Consider the following 20,113-nt stretch of genomic DNA (forward strand, 5'->3'; position numbering starts at 1 on the left):
CTCGCGCCATCCAATTCCAGTTATTATAGGATCTCTATGTCCAAGCCTATCGTCCGCTTCGCCCCGTCTCCGACCGGGCGCATCCACATCGGCAATGCGCGCCAGGCGCTCATGAATGCGCTCTTCGCGCGGCGCGAGAAGGGCGTGTTTGTCCTGCGTTTCGACGACACGGACCTTGAACGCTCCAAGCGTGAATATGCCGATTCCATCGAAGTTGATCTCGCGTGGCTCGGCATCGCGCCGGATGTGGTGGTGCGCCAGTCGGAGCGCGTGGAGTTCTATGACGAAGCCGCCGAGCGGCTCCGCGATGTCGGCCGGCTCTATCCCTGCTACGAGACAGCCGAAGAGCTCGAGTTTCGCCGCAAGCGCCAGCTCGCGCGTGGCCTGCCGCCGATCTATGACCGCGCCGCGCTCAAGCTCACGAAGGAAGAACGGGAAAAGCTCGAAGCGGAAGGGCGTCGCCCGCATTGGCGCTTCCGTCTCGATCACCGCGTCGTCACATGGCACGACCTTGTGCGCGGCGAATGCCATGTGGATTGCGGCTCGCTGTCGGACCCCGTGCTGGTGCGCGAGGACGGGACCTATCTCTACACGCTGCCCTCGATCGTCGACGACATCGACCTGAAGATCAGCCACGTGATCCGCGGCGAAGACCACGTGACCAACACGGCGGTGCAGATTCAGATCTTCGAGGCTTTGGGCGCGCATCTCCCGCAGTTTGCACACATCAACCTGCTGACGACCGCGAGCGGGGAGGGGCTGTCCAAGCGTCTCGGGCATCTGTCGCTCACAAGCCTGCGCGAAGCGGGGCTGGAGCCGATGTCTGTTGCATCGCTTGCGGTTCTGGTCGGAACGGCGGAGGCCGTGCGGCCCGTTGCGGACATCGATGAACTCGCAAGCCTCATCGATTTCAACCACATCTCCCGCGCGCCGGCGAAATTCGACGAGCATGAGCTCGATCAGCTCAATGCGCGTCTGATCCACGAAATGCCCTACGAGGCCGCGCGCAGCCGTCTCGCGGCGCTTGATGCGGATGGGGGCGAGGCGTTTTGGCTGGCGGTGCGGGGCAACCTGACCCGATTGGCCGATGCGGTTCAATGGTGGCACGTGGTGCGCGGGCCGGTGACGCCTGTCATCGAGGACAAGGCCTTTCTCGATGCCGCCACGAAAGTTCTTCCCGACGCGCCCTGGGATTCCACGACCTGGAAGACCTGGACGGAGGCCGTAAAGGCCGCGACCGGCGTGAAAGGCAAGGCGCTTTTCATGCCGCTGCGTTTAGCGTTGACAGGTCTCGATCATGGGCCTGAACTGGCAGCGCTCCTGCCCTTGATCGGACCTGAGCGCGCCAAAGCGCGACTTGTGGGGCAGGCTGCTTAACAAAGGGGACACGCCATGTATCAGCTCTTCATCGCCAACAAGAACTATTCATCCTGGTCTTTGCGGCCGTGGGTGCTGATGACGGAACTCGCGATTCCCTTCGAGGAGCAAATGGTCCTCTTCGGTGGTGCCTCGAACTGGGACCGGTTCCGCGATTTTGCGCCGAACGGCAAGGTTCCCTGCTTGAAGGATGGCGACACGGTGGTGTGGGATTCCCTCGCCATCGCTGAATATTTGGCCGAGCGGCATCCGGGTGTCTGGCCCTCCGACGCGAGCGCCCGCACCTGGGCTCGCTCCGCTGCCGCGGAGATGCATTCAGGATTCACCACGCTGCGTGGAAGCTGCCCGATGTGTTGCGGCATCCGCGTCCGCATCGACGAGTGGACGCCGGCGTTGAAGCATGACATCGCCCGGATTGGTGAATTGTGGAGCGACGGCCTGAACCGCTTCGGCGGACCTTTCCTGGCAGGCAAGGCTTTTACGGCGGTGGATGCGTTCTTCGCGCCGGTGGCGTTCCGCGCCCAGACCTATGGTCTCACGTTCGGCGAGACCGCCGATGCCTATGTGAAGCGGCTGCTTGCTCTGCCGGCGATGAAAAGCTGGTACGAAGCGGCACTGGCCGAGACATGGCGCGAGCCCGCCCATGAAGATGACGTGAAGCGGACCGGGACCTGGCTGGAAGACCGGCGCGCGACGGCCTGAGCCATCGCGCGTCACCGACGAACCCGTTAAGGCGTTGCGTTCGGCACCGGGATCAGGTTGGGCGCGATAATGCGCACAGTCCGCTTGGTGCCGTCCGCCGCAACGTTTTCGCGCTTCGGACCTTCGCTCTGGTTCACGATGCGGGTGTTTTCGATGGATTGCGGGCCGATGCCGGAGGATTCCTTGCTCGCGGTTGGCGCGGCAGCGGCGATTTCGGCGGCGGCCTGTGTTTCCTCGGTCGCCTTCTTCTCGGCGGCCTTGCGGGCCTGAACGACCTTCGGACGCGAAAGCTCTTCCGACTTCTCGGCGGTCACGATCACGTCGCCCTTGCGCTGTTCCAGCATGCCCTCAGCCCTGCGCAGGACGACAGCCCAGCTCTCGTCCCCCTTCTTGCAGGCACAGCTTTCATCGAAGTTCTTGCGGAACTTGAAGGCGTTGGCGAGCGAGGTGTAGGGCCGGCTTCCGGACACCGAGATCGCCCGGTTAAGCGAGTCATCGCCGCCGCCGGTGGCAAACGCGAGGGTTTCGGTGCCGGGGCAGAGCGACTGGCACATTTCGTCCGCGCTCTCCCGGCCGCCGGGCGCGACGCTCAACGGGAAATACGAACCGTCGCAGGTTTTCACACAGACAAGACGGCGACCGCCGAGGGGCTGGTCCTCGGAGATGATCGGCTGGCCTTCCGGCATGATGTCCGGCTGTTGGGGACGCGGCGTGCCGAAGAGGGATTCGAAGAAGCCGCGGGGCTGGTCGGTGCTGCAGGTCTGCTGCACGGCGGCCTGAAGCTGACGGCGGCGGAATTCGATATCGCCGCTCTCGGCGGCCTGCTGGGCCATCCGGTTATATCCGGCCTCCAGCTGCCGAATCTGTTGCTGCATCGGGCCGCATTCGGCAGGTGCCGGGCCGGTCAGGAAGCCGAGCGGGCCGCGCTCGCAGCCGATGGAGCGGTAATAGGCGAGAAGCCGGTTCAACTCATCGCGCTGGGCCGCCATGGCGCTCGACTGGGCGCTTCCGCCGCTCCGTTCCAGATTCGCCAATTCGGCACGGAAGCGCAGGCATTCCGCCGATTGAGCAAAAGCGGCATCGCCCGCGGCGAGAAAAGCCGTGGCGGCAATCAGAAGGCGGAAGAAAGAGATCTTTTTCATAAATCTTGTCGCGAAAACCGGATTTTCATGCCGCCAATAGCCCAGGTCGATGGTCATTTGACGTCGTGAAATTGACCCTAATGTGATTAGCGCCTTGCACGCGCCGATGGAAGCCAAGTAGCGTTCAAGCAGGGCGGCAAAAGCCACAGCCAGAGGAATTTAGGGGAAAGCATGTACTCTCATACGACCGTCGGGGCAAATGACGTGAACCGCGCCAAGGCGTTCTACGACGTCGTTCTCGCGCCGCTCGGCATCGAGGCGAAGCTCGTTTTCGACAGCGCCATCAGCTATGGCCTGCCGGGCGGCCCCTCCCAGTTCTGGGTCACGCAACCCTTTGACGGGAAAAGCCAATCGGTCGGCAACGGCACCATGATCGCCTTTGCGGCCTCGAAGAGGTCGGCGGTCGACGCCTGTTATGCCGCCGCGATGGCCAGGGGTGGGAAGGACGAAGGCGGGCCGGGTCTGCGGCCGCATTACCACAAGGATTATTACGGCGCTTACTTCCGCGACCTCGACGGCAACAAGATTTGCGTGTGCAGTCAGCACGCCGAGTAACCCTCGCAAGAGGCGGGAAGCTTCCCCACATAGCGCGTGACTGTGGGAGATTGCGGAATGCTCGCTCGAATCGCCTTGGCTCTGGCGCTTGTCGCCGGGGCCGCTACCGGCGCCCTGGCCCAGGAGCCGGACCTGATTTTCAAGAAATCGACCGTCTGGCGGGCGCTGACCCCCAATGACAAGCTGGCCGTCTATGGCGTTGACGATCCGCTCGTGGAGGGCGTCGCCTGTCACTATACGACGCCGGAGAAGGGCGGCCTGTCCGGAACCTTCGGCGTGGCCGAGGAGGTGTCCGATATTTCGCTTTCCTGCCGTCAGGTCGGACCGGTCCGCTTCAAGGGCAAGTTCGAGCAGGGCGACGTGGTGTTCAGCGAGCGCCGATCCCTGATCTTTAAGAAGATGCAGATCGTCCGCGGCTGCGACGCCAAGCGTAACACGCTGGTCTATATGGTCTATTCCGACCGGCCCATCGAAGGCTCGCCCAAGAACTCGACCTCGACCGTGCCGCTGATGCCTTGGGGCACAGAAGCGCCACAGAAATGCGGCGAGTGGCTGACCCGTTAAGACGCGACCACAAAACGGGTCTCTCATGACCCGGTCATGGAGAGCCTTCTGTCCCGTTCAGCGCGCCTTCTTGATCTGATCCAGGTCCTCCGCCGTCGCCGCCGACCGATTACGGCAAGCGAGATTGCGGAAGAACTCGGCATTTCCTTGCGTACCGTCTATCGGGATATCGCTACGCTGATGGCCCAGGGCATGCCGATCGAGGGGGAGGCAGGGCTTGGCTATGTCTTGAAGCCCGGCTTCTTCCTGCCGCCGCTGATGCTGGGCGAGAATGAGATGGACGCGATCATCCTGGGCCTGCGGTTTGTTTCCCAGAGGGGCGACAAGGCGCTGGCTGTCGCCGCCGAGGATGCGCTGGCAAAGATCACCGCCGTTTTGCCGCCTGGTCTTGAAGATGCGGCAGCCACGAGCGGCCTCCTGGCTGGCCCGGGCAGCACGAGTGACGCATCTCGTCTTGCGGCGCTCCGCCGGGCGATCCGCGCCGAGGAGAAACTCCGGCTGAGCTATGTCGATAAGCTTGGCGTGGCCACCGAGCGGGTCGTCTGGCCCGTTGCAATCGGCTTTTTCGATGCAGTGGAAATGCTGGCGGCGTGGTGTGAGACGCGCAGCGATTTCCGTCATTTTCGCCTGGACCGGATCGCCTCGGCAGCGTCGACAGGAGAGAGGATGCCGAAACGCCAACGAATCCTGCTTGCTGAATGGCGTCTCGTGGAAGGGCTCGGCGACTTGATCTGATTGCTGCTGCCAGAAACTGACAATGGAGCGCGTTACGGATCGAGGCACCGAAACCGGAGAGCACCATGCCCGATCCCAGCCTCGTCATTCTCTACGTCGACAGACCCGAAGCCAGCGCAGCTTTTTATGCCGACCTCCTCGGTCAATCGCCGGTCGAGGCTTCGCCGACTTTCGCCATGTTCGCTTTGCCGTCAGGATTCAAACTCGGCCTATGGGCGCGCCACACAGTCGAGCCGGCCGCAACGGGCGCAGGCGGGGGCACTGAGCTCGCCTTTCCGGTTGCCGACGTCGATGCCGTTTATCTGGACTGGGCAGGACGCGGCCTGGCCGTGATTCAGCCCCCAACGGAGATGGATTTCGGCCGCACCTTCGTCGGGCTCGACCCAGATGGTCATCGGCTACGAGTATATGACCCGGTGATGCCGTGAGCGGCGGGTGGATTGCGGTCGCCTCAGCCGAGCATGTTCGGCGCGGGCGGGAAGGAGGCTTCATGCAGGTCTGCCATGGCAAGGCCGGCCCCTTACGCCGGATAAAGCCCGGCGACCATGTCGCCTACTACTCCCCGACGGCGGTTCTGGGCGACAAGATCCCCTATCGGGCATTCACGGCGGTCGGCGTGGTTGCGGAGGGCGAGCCCTACGCCTTCGACATGGGCGGAGGGTTCATCCCTTCGCGGCGCAATGTCCGGTGGTTCGATTCTGTCGATGCGCCGATCGTGCCCTTGCTCGAGCGCCTCGATTTCACGGCGGGCATGCGCAACTGGGGCTACAAGTTCCGCTTCGGATTATTCGCGGTCAGCGAGCGTGACATGGACGTCATCGCCGATGCGCTGAAGGGGCCCGCCGATAGGAGAGAGGCTTAATTCGAGCAGGTAATGGCAACCGGCCTCGGCGCGGGGGCGGTTGCCACCTTTTGCACTTCAACCGACCCCGTCACGTCCTCAGGGTCTGCCTGCCGGAAGGAGACGGCGCGGGAATAGCCCTGCGCTTCGCACCAGGTATCCGCCACCGCCTTGCCACAGGTATGGCCGGAGACGAGGCATTCTGCGACGCCGTAGCCGTCAGCGGCCGGCACCAGGAAGGTTGCCTCGGTTGCGGAAGCCTTGCCACCCTCCGGCATCAGGGTCAGGGACCCGGCGGCAACAAGCACGACCGCACCCAACCCGAGCATGGCATATGCGCGGCGCATGGAAGACCTCACTGCAATTGAACTCGTGCACTAATGTGACGAAGGGGCGTGAATAAACCGCTAACGTGACGGCAGACAACCGAGCTTGGGCGTTCTCTCAAAAAATTCATGGGACTTTGTGGAGAACCTTGACGCCGCAAGGCGGAGAGGGCATTGATGGAACCATGAACACGGCAACGATCCTCATTTCCGGGATTATTTGCGGCTAGCGCACAACGCTGGCTGGAGCCGTCTCGTCCTCATTCCACGGATCGAAACCATACTCCGGCCTGCGGCCTGAAGGGATTATGGTTTCATGACTGCACTGAAACTCTACAGCACGCTGACCCGGTCGAAGGACACGTTCGTCCCCATCGACGACAGGAATGTGCGCCTCTATGTCTGCGGCCCGACCGTGTACGACTATGCCCATATCGGCAATGCGCGCCCGATCATCGTCTTCGACCTTCTCTTCCGACTGCTGAGACATGTTTACGGTGCGGAAGCGGTCACGTATGTGCGCAACATCACGGATGTGGAAGACAAGATCAACGCGCGCGCCGCGCGGGACTATCCCGACCTGCCGCACAACGATGCGATTCGCATCGTCACGCAGAAGACCGAGAAACAGTTCCACGACGACATCCGCGCGCTCGGCGTGCTGATGCCGGAGCACGTGAACGAACCCGGCAAGCCGCCGCGTTTCGTTGAGCCTCGCGCGACCGAGCATATCGATGAGATGAAGATGATCATCGAGCGCCTGATCGCGCGCGGCGCGGCCTATGTCGCCGAGGACCATGTGCTATTCAGCGTGTCGGGCATGAGCAAGTTGTCGAACGTGCCGCAATACGGCGCATTCTCGAAGCGCTCGCTCGACGAGCTTCTGTCCGGCGCGCGTGTCGATGTCGCGCCCTACAAGCGCGATCCGATGGATTTCGTGCTCTGGAAGCCGTCAGGCCCCAAGGACCCGGCTTGGCCTTCGCCCGCCGGCATCGCAAAGCCGGGCCGTCCCGGTTGGCACATCGAATGCTCGGCCATGGCGTGGAAGCATCTGGTGCAGGCTTTCGAGACGCGGCTTTCATGCAACGATCCGGCTGAGCGTGAAACCTTCGACATTCATGGCGGCGGCATCGATCTCGTCTTCCCGCATCACGAGAACGAGATTGCGCAATCCTGCTGCGCCTTCGGCGTGCCGCGCATGGCGAATGTGTGGATGCACAACGGCTTCCTTCAGGTGGAAAGCGAGAAGATGTCGAAGTCTCTCGGCAACTTCTTCACGATCCACGATCTCTTGAAGGATTGGCCGGGCGAGGTTTTGCGCTTCAACATGCTGCGCACCCATTATCGCCAGCCCATCGACTGGACGGTGAAGGGGCTGGAGGAAAGCCAGAAGACGCTCGACCGCTGGTACGGCCTTGCGGGCGATGGCTCGTCTGTCACGCTCTCGGGCCCGGTGGTCGAGGCTTTGGCGGACGATCTCAATACGCCGAAGATGCTCGCGGAGTTGCACGCCCTCGATCACCACGGCGCGCATGAGGAACTGGGCGCGAACCTGCGTGCGCTCGGGTTCCTTCTTGAAGGCTCCGTTGCCTGGGAGGCGCGCAAAAAGGCCTCTCTCAGCGTCGACGCGAGCGTCGTCGAGGCGCTCATCGTCGCCCGCAAGGAAGCGCGCGCTTCGAAGAACTGGGCCGAGTCCGACCGTATCCGCGATGAACTCGCCGCCTTGAGCGTCGTCGTGAAGGACAACAAGGACGGCACCACCACCTGGGAGGTCGCGCGATGACCTTTTCGGTTCTTCACCGCTATGGCCGGGCTTGTTGCGGGGATGACGCCTCTGGTCTGCGTTGCCGTTACACCAAGGAAAGGACGCTCTGATGGGTCATTCTATGCCGAAGCCAGCTCTGCGACCCTTCCTGCCCGACGATGCTGAGATGCTCGTGAGCATTTATCACGCCAGCGTCATGGAGCTTGCGGAAGAGGATTACAGCGAGGCGCAGCGGGAGGCCTGGGCCGCGATTGCCGATGATGAGAGCTTCGTTAAGCGCCTCGCCGGGGGAGTTACCTTGCTCGCCACGATGGAAGGAACGCCGGTCGGTTTCATTTCTCTCAAGGACAACGAGCACGTGGATTTTCTCTACGTTCATCCAGCCGTGTCGGGACAGGGCGTAGGGGCCATGCTGTACGACGCGGTTGAGAAGCTGGCCCGCGCTCGCGGAGCAACCCGCCTCACGGTCGATGCGAGCGATACTGCGCGGCCTTTCTTCGAACAGCGCGGTTTCGCGCCCCAGCGCCGAAACACCATTTCTCTCGGCGACGAATGGCTTGCCAATACCACCATGGAAAAGCGCCTCGCTCCGCAAGAGGACAGGAAGTTGTCGTCATGACCCGCGAACGCATCTATCTCTTCGACACGACCCTGCGTGACGGTGCGCAGACCACGGGTGTCGATTTTTCGCTCGAAGATAAGCGCGCCATTGCAAGCCTGCTCGACCGTCTCGGCGTCGATTATGTGGAAGGCGGCTATCCGGGCGCCAACCCGCTCGACACCACGTTCTTTTCCGAGAAGCGGACAAAGAACGCAAAATTCACCGCCTTCGGCATGACCAAGCGCCCAGGCCGCTCGGTCTCGAACGATCCCGGCGTCGCCGCGCTGCTGGAAGCCGAGGCCGATGCGATTTGCTTCGTCACCAAATCATGGGACTATCACGTCCACGTGGCGCTTGAGACAACGCTGGAAGAAAACCTTGCCGGCATCCGCGACAGCGTCACCGCCGCACGCGAAAAGGGCCGTGAAGTTATCGTCGATTGCGAGCATTTCTTCGACGGCTACAAGGCCAATCCAGACTACGCGTTAGCCTGCGCGAAGACGGCTTACGATGCAGGTGCGCGCTGGGTGGTTCTTTGCGACACCAATGGCGGCACGCTGCCTCACGAGGTTTCGGCCATCGTCAGCGCCGTGACAAAGGCCGTGCCGGGCGCCAATCTCGGCGTTCACACCCATGATGATTGCGGTTGCGCTGTTGCGAACTCGCTTGCGGCGGTGGAGGCCGGTGCGCGGCACATTCAGGGCACACTCAACGGCCTCGGCGAGCGCTGCGGCAATGCCAACCTCGTGACGCTCATCGGTGCGTTGAAGTTGAAGGACGGCTATGCGGCTCGCTTCGACCTCGGCGTGTCTGACGAGACGTTGGGTGAGTTGACCCACGTGTCGCGGCAGGTGGATGAAATCCTCAACCGCCAGCCCAACCGCCACGCACCTTTCGTGGGCGCAAGCGCCTTTGCGACGAAAGCGGGCATTCACGCTTCCGCGGTCCTCAAAGACCCGCGCACCTACGAGCATGTGGAGCCGGAGGTCGTCGGCAATGTGCGCAAAGTTCTGGTGTCCGACCAGGGCGGCCAGTCGAACGTGCTTGCCGAATTGAAGCGCCTCGGCTTCTCGCTTGAAAAAGGCGATCCGCGCGTGACGCGCGTGCTCGAGGAAGTGAAGCGCAAGGAAGCGGAGGGCTTTGCCTTCGAAGGGGCGGATGCGTCCTTCTTCGTGCTGGTCAAGCGCATGCTCGGCGAAGTGCCCGCGTTCTTCGACGTCGAGCGCTTCTCCGTGAATGTGGAACGCCGCTATAACGCGGTCGGCGAACTGGTCACGGCCTCGGAGGCCATCGTGAAAGTGCGCGTGGGCGACGAGATGTTGATCTCAGCCGCCGAAGGAAACGGTCCGGTGAACGCGCTCGACGTGGCTCTGCGCAAGGATCTCGGCAAGTATCAGAACTTGATCCAGGACCTGGAGTTGGTGGACTATAAAGTGCGCATTTATCAGGGCGGCTCGGATGCCGTGACGCGCGTTCTGATAGAATTCACCGATGCCACGGGCGAGCGCTGGACCACCATCGGCGTTTCGGCCAACATCATTGACGCTTCCTTCCAGGCACTGACCGATTCCATGGTCTATAAGCTCCTGAAGGGTGGAGCGACGCTTTAAGCCCACCGGAGCTACCTATGACCCTATCAGTTCTGCTCCCGCTGCTCGGCGTTGTCGTGGGCGGTGTCTTTCTCTCCTCTCAGGCGCCGATCAATGCCGCGTTGGCGCGGGGCTTGGGAGACCCGGTGCTGGCGGCTTGTGTCTCGTTCGCAGTCGGATTCTCGGTTCTCGCCATCATCAGCTTTTTCAGAGGCGGATGGCCGACAGGTGGCGCGATTGCCTCCGCTCCGTGGTGGTCTTGGCTCGGAGGTTTGCTTGGCGCGTTCTACGTGGCCATCGTCATCTGGGGTGTGCCGCAGCTCGGCGTGGTCAGCACCGTCGCCGCGCTGGTCTTCGGTCAGCTTGCGGCGGCGCTGCTTTTGGATGCCGTTGGCGCTTTCGGATTACCCGTTCAGGAGATCACCTGGCAGCGGCTTCTCGCGGCGGGGCTCATCCTGAGCGGGCTTGTTCTGTCCCGGTTCTGAGATTCAGAATTTCGTTTCGATCAGATCGACGTTCTCGACGAGCCGGGTACGCCGCACCGAGGCTTCGAGCATCGGGATCACGTCTTCGACCTGCTCGGCCACGAGGTAGTTCAGTTCAAGGCCGGGGCGGATGAAGCCCTGCTCGCGCATATGGGCGAAGAGGCTTAGAAGTGGTTTCCAGAAGCCGTTGGTGTTGAGCATCAGAATCGGCTTGGTGTGCCGCCCGAGCTGCGCCCAGGTCATCTGCTCCACCAATTCTTCCAATGTGCCGATGCCGCCGGGCAGGGCGACGAAGGCGTCCGCTTTTTCGAACATCAGCCGCTTGCGGGTGTGCATGTCGGGAACCACGATGGTTTCCTGCACTGCATCAAGAAGCTTTTCGCGGGATTTCAAAAAGTCCGGAATGATTCCCGTGACATAGCCGCCATGGTCGAGAACGGCCTTCGCCACGGTGCCCATGAGGCCGACATTTCCGCCGCCATAGACGAGGCTAATTCCTTCTTCGGCCATCGTTCGGCCCAATGCCGCCGCATTTTCAGCGAAAACGGGCTCGTCGCCGAATCCCGAGCCGCAATAGACGCAAATGGATTTGATGGGTGACATGGGCTTTTCGGGGAAGCGGGCAGCTTCCCGCGCTGAGTCGTAAAACATTGTTATTCTTCCTTATGGCCGTAGCCTTTTCAACGATAAACGGCTTAAATGCCGGAAAGTGCCGCGGTTGAGAAAAAGCATTATGGCAAACGAGAAACAGGTCCGTGGGACGATAGCGATTCTCGGTGCAGCGGCGGTTTCGGTCGTCGCGGTTCTGCTGGGCGTCCTTTATTGGGAAACGGGTAAGAACACGCCGGTCGCGAAAAACGAGACGCCGGGTTCCGGTGTTCCTCCGCAGGCTTCTCAAGTTCCATCCTCCCAGGCCCCTGTACCGCAAGCGGCACCAGCCGAATCGAAGTCTTCTCCACCGGCGGAAGCGGCCAAAGCCGCCGCACCGGCTCCCATCGTTCCTTCCTTTGATGTGGTGCGTGTGGAGCCGGATGGCGAGAGCGTTATTGCGGGTCGTGCGGCACCGGGAGCCACCATCGAATTGCTGCGCGGCGATCAGGTTCATGCCCGCGCAGCCGCGGACGCCTCGGGCCTCTTCGCCCTCGTGCCGCCGCCCCTGCCGCCGGGCACCCATCAGATCATCCTGCAATCCATCGCCCCGGACGGCAGTCGCCAACGCTCCCGCGAGAGCGTGACGGTGGTCATCAGCCCGGCCAAGACCCGGCCGCTGGTGGCTTTGACCGCCCCGGACAAGCCGACGGTGTTGCTCTCCAACCCCGAGCCGCCGGAGGCAAAGGTCGAGACGGCGGAAACGCCCGCGCCTGCCACCCCGCAGCAGCAGGCCAATGCCGCGCCCGGCACAAACCCGCAGGCCGCCACGCCCCGGCCCGAGATCAAGATCGTCAGCGTCGAATCGGCGGCAGGGCGGCTTTTTGTCTCCGGCCAATCCGCGCCGGGGGCCACGGTCCGCCTCTATCTCAACGACACCTTCATCGCGCCGGGCGGGGCAGGGGGAGATGGAAAGGTCTCTTTCTCCATCGCCAGTGGCGTCCGGCCCGGCGATTACCGGGTCCGGCTGGATGACGTCGATCCCGTGTCGGGCCAAGTGAAGTCCCGTGCCGAGGTCGCCTTCAACGTGCCTGCCCAGGTCGCCGGCGCCGAGGGGCAGACCGCTCCGGCTCAGGCGGCTGCGCAGCCCGCGCCCTCGAACGCCGCGCCGCAAAGCGGCGGCCAGGCCGCTCCGGCAGCGCAGCCCGGAACGGTGGTCATTCCCAATATCAACACGGCCATCGTGTCGCGCGGCGACAATCTCTGGCGCATCAGCCAGCGGACCTATGGCGAGGGTTATCGCTACACGGTGATCTACGGGGCCAACCAGGACCAGATCCGCAACCCGAACCTGATCTATCCCGGACAGGTTTTTGTTCTCCCCAACGCGCAGGTGCAGAGGACAAACTGACCATTCGAGCCGGCGGCGGGGTGAATTCCCGTTGTCGATCGTCTATATCGGGGTCCGAAGCTTTTGATCGGATCGTAGCGAATGCCCCCCTCCAGCGCTGTCCCGTCGGCTGGCTCGGCGAAGCCGAAGCCTCCCGGTTTGGTCGCGACCCTCTCGAAATTGTGGCCCTATCTCTGGCCCCACGGCCGCCCGGATCTACAACGCCGGGTCTTTCTGGCCTTTGGCCTGCTGTTGGTCGCCAAGGGCGTCACGATGGTGACGCCGTTCGCCTTCAAGTGGGCGACGGATGCGCTAGTCGCCGCGACCAGCGGCGCGGGGCAGGGGATCGAGGCCGCCACGACTTCAGGCACCTGGCTCTGGCGCGCGCCGGTTCTCCTCACCATCGTTTATGGTGTCACCCGCATTCTCATGGCGGTGCTCACGCAGGTCCGCGACGGGCTTTTCGCCAAGGTCGCCATGCATGCGGTGCGCAAGCTCGCGCTGCAAACCTTCGAGCACATGCACCGCCTGTCCTTGCGCTTCCATCTCGAACGCAAGACCGGCGGCCTGACCCGCGTGCTCGAGCGCGGACGCAGGGGCATCGAGGAATTGTCGCGCCTCATGGTGTTGACGCTGATCCCCACCATCGTCGAGTTCGCGCTGGTCCTCGGCCTTCTCGCCTGGGAGTTCGACTGGCTCTATTCGCTCGTCGTGTTGGCGATGGTGGTGGTCTATCTCGCCTACACCTACAAGGCCACCGAGTGGCGTATCTCCATCCGCCGCCGGATGAACGAGTCCGACACGGACGCCAACACTAAGGCAGTCGATTCACTCCTCAACTACGAGACCGTGAAATACTTCGGCGCGGAAGCGCGCGAAGCGATCCGCTACGATCACTCCATGGAGCGCTATGAGAGGGCGTCCACGCAGACCTATGTTTCGCTGGCGGTTCTCAACGCCGGTCAGGCGGTGATCTTCTCCATCGGCATGATGCTTGTGATGATTTTGGCCGCGCAGGACATCATGGCGGGCCGCGCTTCCATCGGCAGCTTCGTGCTCGTCAACGCCATGCTGGTGCAGCTCTACATCCCGCTGAACTTCATGGGGATGCTCTATCGCGAAATCAAACAGGCGCTCATCGATATCGACGACATGTTCAAGATCATCGATCGCAATCCCGAGATCGAGGACAAGCCGCACGCCAAGCCGCTCCACATCTCTGAGGGCGTGGTGCGTTTCGAGGATGTGCACTTCTCCTACATTCCCGAGCGCCCGATCCTCAAAGGCGTGTCCTTCGAGGTGCCCGCCGGGCACACCGTCGCCATCGTCGGTCCGTCGGGCGCGGGCAAGTCGACGATTTCGCGCCTTCTGTTCCGGTTCTATGAACCCGCGAGCGGACGCATCCTCATCGACGGTCAGAACATCGCCGACGTGCAGCAGGGGACCTTACGCAAAGCCATCGGCATGGTTCCGCAGGACACGGTGCTGTTCAACGACACCATTGGCTACAACGTCCAGTACGGCCGTTGGGACGCCGCCGCCGAAGACGTGAGGGAGGCAGCACGCCTCGCGCAGATCGACCGTTTCATCAGCAACCTGCCGGAAGGCTACGACACCTCGGTGGGCGAGCGCGGCCTGAAGCTGTCGGGCGGCGAGAAGCAGCGCGTCGCCATCGCCCGCACGATCCTCAAAGGCCCGCCGATCCTCGTTCTCGATGAGGCGACGTCGGCGCTCGACTCCTTTACCGAAAAGGAGATCCAGGACGCGCTCGACCGGGTCAGCCAGGGGCGCACGACCCTCGTCATCGCCCACCGCCTGTCCACCATCGTCGGTGCGGACGAGATCATCGTTCTCGACCATGGCAGCATCGCTGAGCGCGGAACCCATGCGGGCCTGCTCGCCTCCGGCGGGCTCTATGCCGCCATGTGGAACCGCCAGCGCGAAGCCGACGAGGCCCGCGAGGCCCTGAAACGCGCGGAAGAGGAAGAACTGAGCAAGGAGGCGGTGCCGGGTTGACGGAACCCGCGGCCCCTGCCATCCCCTCTTCCAAACCATTGAGGCTTCAAAAGAATGAGCGACATTCTGGATTCGATGCGCCGCATCTTCGTTCCCATCCACAAGGAGGGCTATCCCTTCATTCTGATCGCGCTCGCTGCGACGATCGTTTTGGGATTCCTGTGGTCGCCCTTGGGCTGGATCGGCACGATCCTCACGGTGTGGGTCTGCTACTTCTTCCGCGATCCGCCGCGCGTGACGCCGATCCGCGATGGCCTCGTGGTGTCGCCTGCCGACGGCAAGGTCAGCCTCATCACCACCGCCGTGCCTCCGGCCGAACTCGACCTGCCGAGTGAGCCGATGACCCGTATCTCGGTGTTCATGAACGTGTTCGACTGCCACGTGAACCGGTCGCCGGTCGCGGGCCGCATCACCCAGATCCTCTATACGCCGGGCCTCTTCCTCAACGCCGAGCTCGACAAGGCGAGCGAGGACAATGAGCGCAACGCCCTCGTCATCGAGACGGGGGGGACCAAGATCGGCGTGGTGCAGATCGCGGGCCTCGTGGCGCGGCGCATCGTGTCCTTCGTCAAGGAAGGCGACAGCCTGAGCCCGGGTGAGCGCTTCGGCCTGATCCGCTTCGGCTCGCGGCTCGACATTTACGTGCCGCTCTCGACGCAGGTCCTCGTCGGCCTGGGCCAGACAGCGGTCGCGGGCGAGACGGTTCTGGCCGATCTGTCGGCCAAGGAACCGGCGCGCCAGCACCGGGTCGGCTAGCGTCGCTTGCGGCTTCCCTGGGCTGAACCTAGAATCGCGCCATGAGTGACCTTTTTCCGCCCTTCGCCCCGGACCCTAACGAGCCGCGTCGGCGTCTCTTCAAACCGGTGCCGTTTCGCGTGATCGTGCCCAACATCATCACGCTGATCGCGCTTTGCCTTGGCCTGACGGCCATCCGGCTGGCCTATGAAGGGCGGATGGTGCCGGCGGTCATCGCTATTGTCGCGGCGGCTGTGCTGGACGCGGTCGATGGCCGGGTCGCGCGGCTTTTGAAGGGCACGTCCCGGTTCGGGGCCGAGCTGGACTCGCTGGCGGACTTCGTCAATTTCGGCGTGACGCCCGCGCTCGTCCTCTACAGCTTCATACTGCATGAACTGAAGGCGCTCGGCTGGATCGCGGTTCTCGTCTTCGCCATCGCCATGGCGCTGCGCCTTGCGCGCTTCAACGTGATGCTGGACGATCCCGACCGGCCGGAATGGAAGAAAAACTTCTTCACGGGCATGCCCGCGCCCGCGGGCGCGCTGACGTCGATGCTGCCGCTCTATCTGTCCTTCCTTGGCGTTCCGATTGGTGCTCCGGCTGCGCCGATCGTGCTGGTCTATTTGCTCGGTCTTGCGTTCCTCATGGTCTCGACCATCCCGGTCTATTCCGGCAAGACCATAGGCAAATACGTGCCGCGCCATTGGGTGTTGCCGATTTTCGTCCTGTCAGTCGCGGCCTTCGGCCTGCTGGTCAGTTTCCCGTTCGAAGTGTTGACGGCTGTTACCATTCTCTTCCTCGCGACCATTCCGATCAGCGCGGCGCGCTATCGCACGCTCGAAAGGGCGCACGCGGCCGAAATGGCAGGTCAGCCGAGCGAGTCGCAGCCGCTTGATTCAACCGGCCCCGGTTCCATCTGACCGGGCGCGGGCGGCGTTTGCCGATCCGCCAAGAATGGGCCTCTCAGCCCGCAGTAGCGTGGAGATCATCGTGGCGTTTTCCTCCGAGGCATCGAGTCCCAGCTGGCGTCCGAAACTGGTTCTGGCTTCCGCATCGCCCCGCCGGCTCGCGCTGCTGCAGCAGGCCGGCATCGAGCCCGATGCGCTTCTGCCTTCCGATATCGACGAGACGCCGTTCAAGGGCGAGCCTCCGAAGGATCTGGCCAAGCGCCTCTCCCGCCAGAAGGCCGAACTGGCCCTCCAAACCGCCCGCAACCGCGAAGAGCTGAAGGATGCCTTCATTCTGTCCGCCGACACCGTCGTCGTCGCTGGTGGACGCATTCTGCCGAAGGCGGAGGTGCTTGATGAGGCGGCGGCTTGCCTGCGCCTGCTCTCGGGCCGGGCGCACAAGGTCTTCACGTCCATCTCTCTGGTGACGCCCAAGAACACGATTCGCGACCGTCTCGTGGAAACCCGCGTGCGCTTCAAGCGCCTCTCGCGGGAGGAGTTCGAGCGCTATCTCGCCTCCGGCGAGTGGCGCGGCAAGGCCGGAGGCTATGCGATCCAAGGATTAGCAGGCACGTTCGTGATCAAGCTCGTCGGCTCCTATACCAACGTGGTGGGTCTGCCCCTCTATGAGACCGTCGCTCTTCTGGACGGGGAGGGGTATCCGGTCCGATTCACCTGGCTCAACGCGGCTTAAGCGCCGAGGATCGCCACAATGATGCCCGCCAACGAGAACAAGCCCCTTTCATCCGCTGGAAAATGCCCGGTTTGTGGCAAGCCCACGCAAGCGGAATTTCGCCCCTTCTGCTCCAAGCGCTGCGCGGACGTGGACCTCAATCGCTGGCTTTCCGGGGGCTACGCCATCCCAGCCGTCGAGGACGACGAAGACCGCGACGAGGACGACCGGGAAGCCTGATCGAATTTTCCTCAAACTTGTCGCTCAAGACCGCTGGACATGCGCTCCAGGTCTGACTATACAACCGGCCTCTGACGCGCACGGCCTCTGGCCGACGCCCGGATGCCCAGGTAGCTCAGTTGGTAGAGCATGCGACTGAAAATCGCAGTGTCGGTGGTTCGATTCCGCCCCTGGGCACCACTCTTTCTTTCCCCTGGCATAAGATTATTTAGCCTCTGATCGGAGCATCCTGATCGGGTCGGCGTGTTTCTTTTCGCCCGATTTTGGGGAAGAGGACCATGAGCCGCTGGATAAGAAATTTCGCGCTGTCCTGCGCCTTCGCAGCATTCATGGCGGCGTGCGCCAGCCCCGGCCTGGTCGAGATATCGACCTATATCGGCGTTGCGCCGACACAGGTGAACACGAGCTGCCATGGCGGCTACGAAGTCTTCGACAAAAAGGACGAACACCGCCTTCTCATCAGGCCCTATGCCTTAAGCCTGATGGCCAACGGGGTGTGCAGGAGCCAACGCGGATTGCCTCGACTGACGAGCCTACCCGGCGTGTGGTATGCGGAGCCCGCGCAAGAATATCTCACGATGCAGGGCAGTGAATCGGTTCCGCTTGCCTCCCGTCGCTACGGGTGCCGGTTGACCGCCGGCATGGGGTTGACCGCTTCGCACTCGGAGTTCTGGTACCAGTGCGCGCCTTCGGCAAGTCAGGCTGCTCCACCGGTGGGAATCATCATCCTTCCATCGCAATGATGAAAGCGACGCAGCAAAGCCAGCGCGCTCACTTTCGGCGCAGCCGCCACATTGATCGTCCGGACGAAACCAGCCGAGGCTGAAACCGTTCCCCCGATGTCCCTTTGCTAGTCGCAAGATCGCTTAACGGATGACTCCATAAGCAATTGCCTAGCCGAGTGAAAATTCATCGCCGACCGTGGCGTTTTAATGCGTTGCCTCGTCGTGACCGCCGGGTTCGGCCTTCTCCTTCAGCGGAGGAAGATCATGCCCACCAATCTCGTCTCACTTGTCATGCAATTCCTGACGCCGGACATGATCGGCAAGATCGCGTCGACTTTCGGCCTCGACCGTAGTGCGACCGGTCGGGCCATCACTGCCGCGGTGCCGGCGCTTCTCGGCGGCTTCATGAAAAGCACTGAGACGTCCGAGGGCGCCAACAGACTGTATGACGCGGTCTCGCGGCAGCCGCCGGGCTTCCTGGATGGTCTATCCAGCATGCTCGGCACCCCGAGTCAGGCCGCGACGTCGGAAAGCGGTACGGCCATGCTCTCGTCACTTCTCGGCGGTTCGACCACGCAGAGTCTTGCCGGTGCAATCGCGCGATTTGCCAGAATCGACCCCAACTCCGCTTCGCCTTTGATGGGGCTTCTCGGCTCCGTGGTGACTGGAGCGCTCGCGAAAGAGACCAGCTCTAGCCGTCTCGACGCGTCGGGTCTGTCCGACCTGTTGGCCGCGCAGAAGGGAAACATTCAGGCAGCGCTCCCATCGGGCTTCTCCGACATTCTGCGCAGCTCCCGCTTGTTGAGCGACGTTACCGGCGTGACCGGCGAGGCCCAGCGAGCGGCGAGCACGGCGGCAGAAGCCGCGCGTTATTCCGCGCAACGCGCCGCTCTGACGCAACAAGCGCGCTGGCAGTATTGGGCGATTCCCGCGGCAATCGTCCTCGCCGCGTTGTGGTGGCTGTACGGCAGCCGGATGACGCCGAACGTCACCGAGCAAGCTCAAACGACGCAGCCACAGCAGGTCGAGCGTCCTGCAACAACGGGAGCGCTTCCTTCGGCCGAGCAGATGAAGGCGCGTACCGATCAGGCGATGGCGGCGCTGCGGAACATCGCGGGCGGTACAGAGATCGCGAACCAGGCCACTTCTGCGCTCGATGCGGTGAAAACGTCTTTGAGCGGCATCACCGATACGGCGACTGCTCAAGCGGCGCTTCCGAGACTCATCGAGGAGCAGGCGCAGATGGACCGCATCCGCAATCTCGTCGGCGCGCTTCCCGCAGATGGCCGGAGTGCTCTCGCGACGATTGCCGCGGCCAATATGCCCGCTCTCAACGAGCAGATCGCGCGGGTGCTTGCCATTCCTGGCGTGGCTGAGATTTTGAAAGGGCCGATGGACGGATTACGCGCCAATCTCGCGACGCTGACGAAGAGCCCTGCTTAGTCTCACTGCATCAGGTCGGCTTTGAGAATGCAATTCCCAAAGCCGACCGCCGATCCCGTGATTCACCACCGTGCCGCTTCCTGCTCTGTCGGCATGCGACCTTGTGGGGTCAGCTTGTCGACCACTTGGGGCAGAACCTGCGAAAGACCATTCAACAGCTGATCGACAGGTAAACCCGTCTGCTGTTGCAACCGATTGATGACGTCCGGCCCCAGTACGTTTTGCAGCTGATCGGAGGAAATGGGTTTGTTCTCGCCGGGCCCGATCCAGGAATTGACGGCGTCGCCCTGACCGCTCCTGGTGAATTGTTCGACCAGCCCGCCGAGGCCCGTGAGGCTTGGGAGGCCAGCGAGCATGCCGCTGGTGATTTTGCCTTGGCTGTCATCGGCCTGCGGTTCCTGGCCCGCTTCCGGCTGCGCCGCCTTCGGGCTCAGGTAGTGTTGCGCGGCCTTCGCCGCCATCAGAAGGAGGGCAGCCTTGATGACCGGCGACATCGAACTCGACCCGCCGCTCTGCGATCCGCTCAATCCTCCGAGCACTTGATCAAGTAGTCCCATCTCACCCCTCCTTTGGTCGAGCCGCGAACGCGACTTTCCGCTGCGCTTTCAACGCTCGAGGCCGCGAATGGGTCGTTCGCTGGGCGGCCGCAAAAAAGAGTGGCGATGGGAGGGGCG

At 62.9% G+C, this 20,113-nt stretch carries 23 protein-coding genes and 1 tRNA gene; 20 read left to right on the forward strand and 4 right to left on the reverse strand.

The features are described from left to right. Nucleotides 1-36: 36 nt before the first annotated feature. Together gltX and HB375_RS10085 are read left to right on the forward strand one after the other, a co-directional pair. Nucleotides 37-1,377: a glutamate--tRNA ligase gene (gene gltX / locus HB375_RS10080; RefSeq protein WP_167672862.1), complete on the forward strand. Its 1,341-nt coding sequence runs from the start codon at nt 37-39 to the stop codon at nt 1,375-1,377. Between the two features lie 15 nt (nt 1,378-1,392). Continuing rightward, nucleotides 1,393-2,079 (forward strand): glutathione S-transferase family protein, encoded by a 687-nt coding sequence (locus HB375_RS10085; RefSeq protein ID WP_167672863.1) that lies wholly within the window; start codon nt 1,393-1,395, stop codon nt 2,077-2,079. 26 nt (nt 2,080-2,105) lie between these two features. Here HB375_RS10085 and HB375_RS10090 read toward each other — a convergent pair whose 3' ends face one another. After that, a complete protein-coding gene (locus tag HB375_RS10090; RefSeq protein WP_167672864.1) occupies nt 2,106-3,221 on the reverse strand; it encodes a DUF2865 domain-containing protein in 1,116 nt (371 codons plus the stop codon). A gap of 171 nt (nt 3,222-3,392) precedes the next feature. On the opposite strand from HB375_RS10090, the gene HB375_RS10095 reads away from it, so the two are divergent. The 5 genes from HB375_RS10095 (at nt 3,393) to HB375_RS10115 (ending at nt 5,937) form a co-directional block, all read left to right on the forward strand. Further along, nucleotides 3,393-3,776 carry a VOC family protein gene (locus HB375_RS10095; RefSeq protein WP_167672865.1) on the forward strand — a complete coding sequence of 128 codons (384 nt, stop codon included), beginning with the start codon at nt 3,393-3,395 and terminating at the stop codon, nt 3,774-3,776. Nucleotides 3,777-3,833: 57 nt separating this feature from the next. Then, the gene (locus HB375_RS10100; RefSeq protein ID WP_167672866.1) at nt 3,834-4,340 is read left to right on the forward strand and encodes a CreA family protein; all 507 of its coding nucleotides are present in this window, start codon (nt 3,834-3,836) and stop codon (nt 4,338-4,340) included. Between the two features lie 48 nt (nt 4,341-4,388). Continuing rightward, a complete protein-coding gene (locus HB375_RS10105) occupies nt 4,389-5,075 on the forward strand; it encodes a helix-turn-helix transcriptional regulator (RefSeq protein ID WP_167673253.1) in 687 nt (228 codons plus the stop codon). A gap of 65 nt (nt 5,076-5,140) precedes the next feature. Then, nucleotides 5,141-5,503, forward strand: a complete 363-nt coding sequence (locus tag HB375_RS10110) for a VOC family protein (protein ID WP_167672867.1) — start codon at nt 5,141-5,143, stop codon at nt 5,501-5,503. Next, entirely contained in the window at nt 5,500-5,937 is a 438-nt protein-coding gene (locus tag HB375_RS10115) for an EVE domain-containing protein (RefSeq protein WP_167672868.1), read from the forward strand. Before HB375_RS10110 ends, HB375_RS10115 begins: the two co-directional genes overlap by 4 nt. On the opposite strand, the gene HB375_RS10120 is transcribed toward HB375_RS10115, so the two are convergent. Beyond that, nucleotides 5,934-6,263 (reverse strand): hypothetical protein, encoded by a 330-nt coding sequence (locus HB375_RS10120; protein WP_167672869.1) that lies wholly within the window; start codon nt 6,261-6,263, stop codon nt 5,934-5,936. The genes HB375_RS10115 and HB375_RS10120 overlap by 4 nt on opposite strands. A 295-nt stretch (nt 6,264-6,558) precedes the next feature. Here HB375_RS10120 and cysS point away from each other — a divergent pair, with 295 nt between their 5' ends. The 4 genes from cysS (at nt 6,559) to HB375_RS10140 (ending at nt 10,682) form a co-directional block, all read left to right on the forward strand. Next, entirely contained in the window at nt 6,559-8,025 is a 1,467-nt protein-coding gene (cysS, locus tag HB375_RS10125) for a cysteine--tRNA ligase (RefSeq protein WP_167672870.1), read from the forward strand. Between the two features lie 91 nt (nt 8,026-8,116). Continuing rightward, nucleotides 8,117-8,626, forward strand: coding sequence for a GNAT family N-acetyltransferase (locus HB375_RS10130; protein ID WP_167672871.1), 510 nt, complete (start codon nt 8,117-8,119; stop codon nt 8,624-8,626). After that, a complete protein-coding gene (gene cimA / locus HB375_RS10135; protein ID WP_167672872.1) occupies nt 8,623-10,218 on the forward strand; it encodes a citramalate synthase in 1,596 nt (531 codons plus the stop codon). Before HB375_RS10130 ends, cimA begins: the two co-directional genes overlap by 4 nt. A gap of 17 nt (nt 10,219-10,235) precedes the next feature. Beyond that, on the forward strand, nt 10,236-10,682 hold the full coding sequence (locus HB375_RS10140; RefSeq protein ID WP_167672873.1) for a DMT family transporter: 447 nt from the start codon (nt 10,236-10,238) through the stop codon (nt 10,680-10,682). 3 nt (nt 10,683-10,685) lie between these two features. On the opposite strand, the gene HB375_RS10145 is transcribed toward HB375_RS10140, so the two are convergent. Beyond that, a complete protein-coding gene (locus HB375_RS10145; protein ID WP_167673254.1) occupies nt 10,686-11,285 on the reverse strand; it encodes an LOG family protein in 600 nt (199 codons plus the stop codon). A 130-nt stretch (nt 11,286-11,415) separates the two neighbouring features. Here HB375_RS10145 and HB375_RS10150 point away from each other — a divergent pair, with 130 nt between their 5' ends. From HB375_RS10150 to HB375_RS10190, 9 genes are all read left to right on the forward strand, one after another. Continuing rightward, a complete protein-coding gene (locus tag HB375_RS10150; RefSeq protein ID WP_167672874.1) occupies nt 11,416-12,681 on the forward strand; it encodes a LysM peptidoglycan-binding domain-containing protein in 1,266 nt (421 codons plus the stop codon). A gap of 81 nt (nt 12,682-12,762) precedes the next feature. Next, nucleotides 12,763-14,676, forward strand: coding sequence for an ABCB family ABC transporter ATP-binding protein/permease (locus tag HB375_RS10155; RefSeq protein ID WP_167672875.1), 1,914 nt, complete (start codon nt 12,763-12,765; stop codon nt 14,674-14,676). A gap of 54 nt (nt 14,677-14,730) precedes the next feature. After that, complete coding sequence (locus HB375_RS10160; protein ID WP_167672876.1) at nt 14,731-15,432, forward strand: phosphatidylserine decarboxylase; 702 nt, start codon at nt 14,731-14,733, stop codon at nt 15,430-15,432. Nucleotides 15,433-15,473: 41 nt separating this feature from the next. After that, nucleotides 15,474-16,331, forward strand: a complete 858-nt coding sequence (locus tag HB375_RS10165) for a CDP-alcohol phosphatidyltransferase family protein (RefSeq protein WP_167672877.1) — start codon at nt 15,474-15,476, stop codon at nt 16,329-16,331. Between the two features lie 34 nt (nt 16,332-16,365). After that, nucleotides 16,366-17,052: a Maf-like protein gene (locus tag HB375_RS10170; RefSeq protein WP_167672878.1), complete on the forward strand. Its 687-nt coding sequence runs from the start codon at nt 16,366-16,368 to the stop codon at nt 17,050-17,052. 21 nt (nt 17,053-17,073) lie between these two features. Continuing rightward, complete coding sequence (gene yacG / locus HB375_RS10175) at nt 17,074-17,271, forward strand: DNA gyrase inhibitor YacG (RefSeq protein WP_167673255.1); 198 nt, start codon at nt 17,074-17,076, stop codon at nt 17,269-17,271. Between the two features lie 104 nt (nt 17,272-17,375). Then, a tRNA-Phe gene (locus tag HB375_RS10180) sits at nt 17,376-17,451 on the forward strand. Nucleotides 17,452-17,549: 98 nt separating this feature from the next. Further along, the gene (locus HB375_RS10185; RefSeq protein WP_167672879.1) at nt 17,550-18,014 is read left to right on the forward strand and encodes a hypothetical protein; all 465 of its coding nucleotides are present in this window, start codon (nt 17,550-17,552) and stop codon (nt 18,012-18,014) included. Nucleotides 18,015-18,260: 246 nt separating this feature from the next. Continuing rightward, entirely contained in the window at nt 18,261-19,439 is a 1,179-nt protein-coding gene (locus tag HB375_RS10190; protein ID WP_167672880.1) for a DUF937 domain-containing protein, read from the forward strand. A gap of 62 nt (nt 19,440-19,501) precedes the next feature. On the opposite strand, the gene HB375_RS10195 is transcribed toward HB375_RS10190, so the two are convergent. Continuing rightward, nucleotides 19,502-19,996: a YidB family protein gene (locus tag HB375_RS10195; protein ID WP_167672881.1), complete on the reverse strand. Its 495-nt coding sequence runs from the start codon at nt 19,994-19,996 to the stop codon at nt 19,502-19,504. Nucleotides 19,997-20,113: the final 117 nt, after the last annotated feature.

The organism is Microvirga terricola (genome assembly GCF_011777495.1).
Taxonomy (GTDB): Bacteria; Pseudomonadota; Alphaproteobacteria; order Rhizobiales; family Beijerinckiaceae; genus Microvirga; species Microvirga terricola.